The sequence below is a fragment of the Micrococcus sp. genome (genome assembly GCF_030523875.1).
Taxonomy (GTDB): Bacteria; Actinomycetota; Actinomycetes; order Actinomycetales; family Micrococcaceae; genus Micrococcus.
Window position 1 is genome coordinate 1 of the sequence record NZ_JAUNHR010000062.1, and the last position, 6,389, is coordinate 6,389.

Consider the following 6,389-nt stretch of genomic DNA (forward strand, 5'->3'; position numbering starts at 1 on the left):
CCCGGCTTACAGCCGGTCCGTCCCCTCGCCCGCCTCGACGCCCTCCACGGGGAGGTCCTTGAGGCGCTTGGCCGGCACGCCGCCGTAGACCCCGTCCGGCTCCGTGTCCTTCGCGACGACGGCGCCCGCCGCCACCACGCAGCCGCGCGCCACCGTCACACCCGGCAGCACCAGCGCGCCCAGGCCGATCCAGCAGCCCTCCTCGATCGTCACCGGCTGCCGCAGCGTGGCGCCCGCACGGTGCCGGCTCGGGCCGATCTCGTGGGTGTGGCACTCCAGCCGCACGCCGGGGGCGAGGGCGACGTCGTCGCCGATGGTCACGCACCGGTCGATCCGCACGTCCGCGTTGACCCACCCGCGCGCGCCGATCACGGCGCCGGGCTGGACGCGGGCCGTGGGGTGCACCGTGGTGGACTCGTGCACGCTCACGCCGGAGCGGCGCAGGCGCTCGCGCACGGCGTCCGGGGTGTCGGCGTCGACGGACGCGGGGTCCGGGGCGGCGCTCCGGCGGGCCGTGTCGGCGACGCTGCGGACGAGGCCGCGCAGGCGGGCGGCCGGGCGGAGGGGCTCGATCCTGGTCATGGCCCCAGCGTAGGGCCGTCCGGGTCCGCGGGCCGAGGCCTCACAGGTCGTCGTCGTCCGCGCGCTCGAAGTCGAGGAGGTACACGTGCTCGGTCTCGTCCCGGGAGACCAGGCGGTACCCGTAGGACTCCCCGATCCGCACGAGCCGGGCCGGGGTGGGCCGACGGCGGTCCTTGGGCCACTCGAGGCGGGCGCGCGGGGCGCCGGTGAACGTGCGCTCGCGCAGGCGCCGCTCCAGGTCGGACTCCTCGTGGTCCCGCCCGCTCGAGCGCACGCCGAGCCAGAAGGCCAGCGCCACCACCAGCAGGACGGCCGGGAACACCCAGGCGAAGACGTCCATCGCGTTCATGTGCGGATCCTCACTCCTCGGGTCCCGCCGACCGGCGCGGCGGGCACAGGGCTCCACCCTGCCAGGCGCACGGCCCCGGCGCACGCGGGCCCCGGGCACGGCCCGTCCTAGTCTGGAGGGATGCTGATCCTGCTCCCGCCCTCCGAGGGCAAGACCGCCCCCCGCTCCGGCGCCCCCCTGGACCTGGACGCGCTCGTCCTGGCCGACGCGGACGGGGTCACCGCCGCCCGCCGGGAGCTGCTGAGGCGGCTGGCCGAGGTCTCCGCGCGACAGGACGCGGCGGCGCTGCTGGGCGTGGGCGCCTCCCTCGCGGACGAGGTCGCCGCGAACACGCGCCTGGACGCGGCGCCCGCGGCCCCCGCGCGCCGGGTCTACACGGGCGTCCTCTTCGAGGCGCTCGAGCTCGCCTCCCTCTCCCCCGCGGCGAAGCGCCGGGCGGCCACGGACGTCCTCATCTCCTCGGCCCTGTTCGGGGCCACGACGCTGGCCGACCGCATCCCCGCGTACCGCCTGCCCGTGGGGGCCCGACTGCCGGACCTGCCGGGACTGGCGGCCTGGTGGCGGCCGGTCCTGAGCCCCGCCCTGGACGCGTACGCCGAGTCCCGGGGCGGCCCCGTGGTCGACTGCCGCTCGGGTGGGTACGCAGCCCAGTGGCGGGCACCGGCGGAGCGCACGCTCACGGTGGACGTGTTCCAGCTGCGCGATGGGGCGCCCACCGTGGTCTCCCACTTCGCCAAGCACACCCGCGGTCTGGTGGCCCGGACGCTGCTCGAGGCCGGGCCGCGGGCGGCGGGCACGCTCGAGCGGGCGGCGGACGTCGTCGCCCGGGCCGGTGCCGCGGACGGCCCGCACCCGTGGGAGGTCGAGCTGATCGCCCCGGCCGGGCGGCGTCCGGGCTCCCTGCGGGTGGTCCTCCCGGAGGCCTGAGAGGGGCACGCCGGGCGGGTCAGCCCCGCCCGGCCACCAGCTCGACCTCGAACCCGTCGGGCGTCTCGAGGTAGGCGGCATAGTGGTCCCGGCCGCCGGCGAACGGGTGGCGGTCGGCGAAGAGCAGGGTGAAGCCGCGCTCCTGCGCCTGCTCAGCCAGCCGGTCCACATCCGCGCGGGAGCCGGCGCGGAACGCGAGGTGGTTCAGCCCCGGGCGCAGGCGGTCGTGCCCGCCGTCGGCCACGTCCCGGCCGGACTCCAGCACCAGGTACTCCCCCGCCCCGCGGTAGGTGCACCCCTCGGCCCAGGCGTCCCCGGGCACGTAGCCCAGCCGCTCGAACAGCCACCCGAGCGTGCTCCGGGCGGCCTCGAGGTCCGCGACCCACACCTCCACGTGGTGCAGCCGGCCCGTGGGGCGGGCCTCCTGCCCGGTCAGCTCGTCGCCCGGGGCCTGGGCCGGCGCGCCGGCCGTGGAGTCCGTCCCGGCCGCGGCCGGCACGGCGGGCGCGTCCGCGTCGGGGCGGGTGCCGCCGTCGTCGTCCTCGGCCGCGGGACGGGGCGCGACGGGCGCCGTCACGGGCACCTCGGAGGCCCCGGCGTCCCACTGCCCGCCGCGGGCGCCGGCGTCCATGGCCTCGTTGGACAGGCGGTCGGCGTCCTTGTTCCTGGCGCGCGGGATCCACTCGTAGGTCACCTGCGCGGGCGGCAGGACGCCGCGGGCGGTGGCGGCCAGACGGCGCATGTCGTCGTGCTTGATCTTCCACCGCCCGGACATCTGCTCCACCACGAGCTTGGAGTCCATCTTCACGTGGACGCGCGCGTCGGGATCGATCGCCCGGGCCATCTGAAGCCCGGCCACGAGCCCGGAGTACTCGGCCACGTTGTTGGAGGCCTTCCCCAGCGGGGCGGCGTCCGTCATGAGGATCTCCCCCGTGGCGGGGTCGCGGACCAGCGCACCGTAGCCGGCGATCCCGGGGTTGCCCCGCGAACCGCCGTCCGCCTCGACCTGCAGGACACGCTGGGCCATGCCGACCTCCCTCTCCGTGCACCGCCCCCGGGGCCGTCCCGGACGCGGTGCCCCACTCTAACGGCGGGGACGCTGGCCGGGACGGCGGACGGGGTCAGGCGCGGACGTCAGGTGCGGACGACGACGATCCCCGTCTCCGGGTCCTGCGCCACCGCGTCCGCGGGCAGGCGGGTGATCGCGTCCAGGTCCGCCGGGGAGAGCTCGGTGCCGGACGCGCTGGTGCGCCGCCCCTCCAGCCGGGCGGCGCCGATGCCGCCGTTGCGCTCCCGGGCGGCCTCGTAGAGGGCCAGCAGCGCGGCGGGCAGCCGCGTGGCCAGGCCGGTCCGGCGGCCGGCGAGCTCCCGGCCCTCCTCGGTCACCCGCGCGCCCTCGGCCCGGACGGCGGCGGTGCGCTCGGCCACGGCGCGGCGGGCGTCCTCGGCGGCGGCGCGGGCCTCGGCCACGGCGGCGTCCGCGGCGTCCGCGGCCTCCATCGCGGCGAGGGCGGCGTCGTCGTGCTCGGCGAGCAGGGCGTCGAGCGTGGCCAGCTCGTGCTGGAGCCCGACGAGCTCCTTCGACGAGCCCTCCCCGGACTCCAGCCGGCCGCGCGTGCGGTCCCGCCGGGCCCGGGTGGTGGTGGCCTTCTCGGAGGCGTGGGCCGCGGCGGCGTCCACCTCGGCCTCGGCCGCCTCCCGCTCGGCCACGACGGCCTCCGCGGCGGCCAGGGCCTCCCGCAGGCGTGCGAGCTCGGGGTCGGCGCGCAGCCCGGCGAGGGTCTGCCGGGCGCGGGCGATCTGCAGGTCCAGCTGCTGCAGCTCGAGCAGACGCAGCTGCTCTGCGGGGGTCGCGGTCACCTCGCTCACGGCCGACCACCGCCTGCCGCGCCGCCGCCGATCAGCAGGTCCCACGGGTCGGTGACGCGCTCGGAGACGGACGTCTCCACCGTGAGCCCGTCCGCCTCGAGGGCCTCCCGCAGCGCATGGGCGCCGTCCGCCAGCCACAGCCACTCGCTCGCGAAGTGCGCCACGTCCACGAGAGCCGGGCGGCCGTCGCCGAGCAGCGCGGTCTGCCGGGCCTCGGAGGCCGGATGGTGGCGCAGGTCGGAGGTGACGTACACGTCCGCGTCCGCCGCGCGGACGGCGTCGAACAGCCCGTCCCCCGCACCGCCGCACACGGCCACGCGGCGCACGGGGGCCTCGGGATCCCCGGCCACGCGCACGCCGCCGGCGGTGGCGGGCACGACGGCGGCCACGCGCTCGGCGAACGCGCGCAGGCTCACGGGGGACTCGAGCTCGCCCACGCGGCCGATGCCCTCGTCCCCGTCCCCGCCGGAGGAGGGGGCGAGCGGACGCACGCCCGTCACGCCGAGGCGCCGGGCGATCGCGTCGGAGACGCCGCCCACGGCGGCGTCCGCGTTGGTGTGGGCGGCCACCAGGCCGACCCCGTGCTCGATCAGCGTGTGCACCACGGAGCCCTTGGCCGCGCCGGGGTGTCCCGCGGCGGCCACGGAGGTGGCGCCGCGCAGCAGCAGCGGATGGTGGGTGACCACGAGGTCCGCGCCGATCTCCACGGCCTCGTCCGCCACGGCCTGCACCGGGTCCACCGCGAACAGGACCCGCCGCACGGGCGCGTCCGGGCGGCCGGCCACGGGCCCGACGGCGTCCCAGGACTCCGCGAGGCGGGCGGGCCACAGGCGTTCGATCGCGGCGAGCGCCTGGGCGAGCGTGGGCGTGTCCGAGCGGTTCTCCGAGACGGAGCCTCCGCCCGGCGGGGAATGGTCCGGGACGGTCATAGGCACCATCATGCACCCCCCTCGGCCGCCGCACAGCACCGGGACACCTCCCCCGGCGGGAATGGATCCGGGCCGGGCGTTGCTGTTCCCGCCATGACCACCGCCCCGCACCCCGACGCGACCGATGCCCCGCCCGCCGACGTCCGCGAGCTCACCCTCGCCGGCGGCTGCTTCTGGTGCCTGGACGCCGTCTACCGGAGGGTGCGCGGCGTGCTGGGCGTGGAGTCCGGCTACACCGGCGGTCACACCCCGGACCCCGACTACGAGTCCGTGTGCACCGGGACCACCGGCCACGCCGAGGCCGTCCGTGTGCGCTTCGACGCCGCCGTCGTCCCCGCCGAGGTGGTCATGGACCTGTTCTTCACCGGCCACGACCCGACCTCCCTGAACCGGCAGGGCGCGGACGTGGGCACGCAGTACCGCTCCGCCGTGTTCGCCCGGGACGAGGCCGAGGCCGAGTTCCTCCACGCGCAGATCTCCCGCGCGCAGGAGCTGTTCGACCGACCGATCGTCACCACCGTGGAGCCCGCCGGCCCGTGGCACCCGGCCGAGCCGGTGCACCAGGACTTCTACGCGCGGCAGCCGTTCAACGGCTACTGCCGCGTGGTCATCGACCCCAAGCTGGCGAAGGTCCGGCAACGCTACGCCGCATGGCTCACGCCCGACGCCTGATCGCCGGGCCTCGCTAGCCTGACCGGACGCCACCATCCCTCTCGAGCCCCAGGAGGCACACCCATGGCCACAATCCTCGACGACATCACCCAGGCCGTCGGCGGGACCCCGCTGGTCCGCCTGAACTCCCTGACCAAGGACCTGCCCGGCGACGTCGCCGTCAAGGTGGAGTTCTACAACCCGGCCAACTCGGTCAAGGACCGCATCGGCGTCGCGATCGTGGACGCGGCGGAGAAGTCCGGGCAGCTCACCCCCGGCGGCACCATCGTGGAGGGCACCTCCGGCAACACCGGCATCGCCCTGGCCATGGTCGGCGCCGCCCGCGGCTACAAGGTCGTCCTGACCATGCCGGAGACCATGTCCGCCGAGCGCCGCGTGATGCTGCGCGCCTACGGCGCCGAGATCGTCCTGACCCCCGGCGCGGACGGCATGCGCGGCGCCCTCGAGCGCGCCCAGCAGATCGTGGCGGAGACCCCCAACTCCATCTGGGCCCAGCAGTTCGCCAACGAGGCCAACATCCAGGCGCACTACACCACCACGGGCCCGGAGATCTGGGACGCCTCGGACGGCACCGTGCACACCTTCGTGGCCGGCGTCGGCACCGGCGGCACCATCACCGGCGCCGGCCGCTACCTGCGCGAGCAGAACCCGGACGTGCGCCTCGTGGCCGTGGAGCCGGCGGACTCCCCCATCCTCTCCGGCGGCCAGGCCGGCCCCCACAAGATCCAGGGCATCGGCGCGAACTTCGTGCCGGAGATCCTGGACACCGAGATCTACGACGAGGTCTACGCGGCCGGCTTCGAGGAGTCGCTGTCCACCGCGCGTGCCCTGGGCTCGCAGGAGGGCATCCTCGGCGGCATCTCCACCGGCGCGATCGTCTCGGCCGCACTCAAGGAGGCGGCCAAGCCTGAGAACGAGGGCAAGCTGATCGTCGCGGTCGTCTGCGACTTCGGCGAGCGCTACATCTCCACCGCCCTCTTCGAGGACATCCGCGGCTGACGCCGCCCCCGACGCACCACGACGGCGGCGCGGGGCCCCCGCGCGGGCGCGGCCGCCCCCCC

8 protein-coding genes are annotated in these 6,389 nt (G+C 76.6%); 3 read left to right on the forward strand and 5 right to left on the reverse strand.

Translation table 11 applies throughout. The annotated features are described in order from the left end of the window. Positions 1-6 precede the first annotated feature (6 nt). Together Q4D18_RS08680 and Q4D18_RS08685 are read right to left on the reverse strand one after the other, a co-directional pair. Positions 7-582, reverse strand: a complete 576-nt coding sequence (locus Q4D18_RS08680; RefSeq protein WP_303127385.1) for a DapH/DapD/GlmU-related protein — start codon at positions 580-582, stop codon at positions 7-9. A 40-nt stretch (positions 583-622) separates the two neighbouring features. Further along, entirely contained in the window at positions 623-931 is a 309-nt protein-coding gene (locus Q4D18_RS08685; protein ID WP_303127387.1) for a hypothetical protein, read from the reverse strand. 120 nt (positions 932-1,051) lie between these two features. Between Q4D18_RS08685 and yaaA the strand changes: the two genes are divergently transcribed. Then, positions 1,052-1,858 carry a YaaA family protein gene (yaaA, locus tag Q4D18_RS08690; RefSeq protein WP_303127389.1) on the forward strand — a complete coding sequence of 269 codons (807 nt, stop codon included), beginning with the start codon at positions 1,052-1,054 and terminating at the stop codon, positions 1,856-1,858. 19 nt (positions 1,859-1,877) lie between these two features. Here yaaA and Q4D18_RS08695 read toward each other — a convergent pair whose 3' ends face one another. The 3 genes from Q4D18_RS08695 to Q4D18_RS08705 form a co-directional block, all read right to left on the reverse strand. Further along, positions 1,878-2,885 (reverse strand): reverse transcriptase-like protein, encoded by a 1,008-nt coding sequence (locus tag Q4D18_RS08695; protein ID WP_303127391.1) that lies wholly within the window; start codon positions 2,883-2,885, stop codon positions 1,878-1,880. A gap of 107 nt (positions 2,886-2,992) precedes the next feature. Next, positions 2,993-3,727 (reverse strand): DNA-binding protein, encoded by a 735-nt coding sequence (locus Q4D18_RS08700; RefSeq protein ID WP_303127393.1) that lies wholly within the window; start codon positions 3,725-3,727, stop codon positions 2,993-2,995. Continuing rightward, positions 3,724-4,656 carry a Nif3-like dinuclear metal center hexameric protein gene (locus tag Q4D18_RS08705; RefSeq protein WP_303127395.1) on the reverse strand — a complete coding sequence of 311 codons (933 nt, stop codon included), beginning with the start codon at positions 4,654-4,656 and terminating at the stop codon, positions 3,724-3,726. Before Q4D18_RS08705 ends, Q4D18_RS08700 begins: the two co-directional genes overlap by 4 nt. A 93-nt stretch (positions 4,657-4,749) precedes the next feature. On the opposite strand from Q4D18_RS08705, the gene msrA reads away from it, so the two are divergent. Together msrA and cysK are read left to right on the forward strand one after the other, a co-directional pair. Further along, positions 4,750-5,328: a peptide-methionine (S)-S-oxide reductase MsrA gene (msrA, locus tag Q4D18_RS08710; protein WP_303127397.1), complete on the forward strand. Its 579-nt coding sequence runs from the start codon at positions 4,750-4,752 to the stop codon at positions 5,326-5,328. A gap of 63 nt (positions 5,329-5,391) precedes the next feature. After that, positions 5,392-6,327, forward strand: a complete 936-nt coding sequence (gene cysK, locus Q4D18_RS08715) for a cysteine synthase A (protein ID WP_303127399.1) — start codon at positions 5,392-5,394, stop codon at positions 6,325-6,327. Positions 6,328-6,389 lie beyond the last annotated feature (62 nt).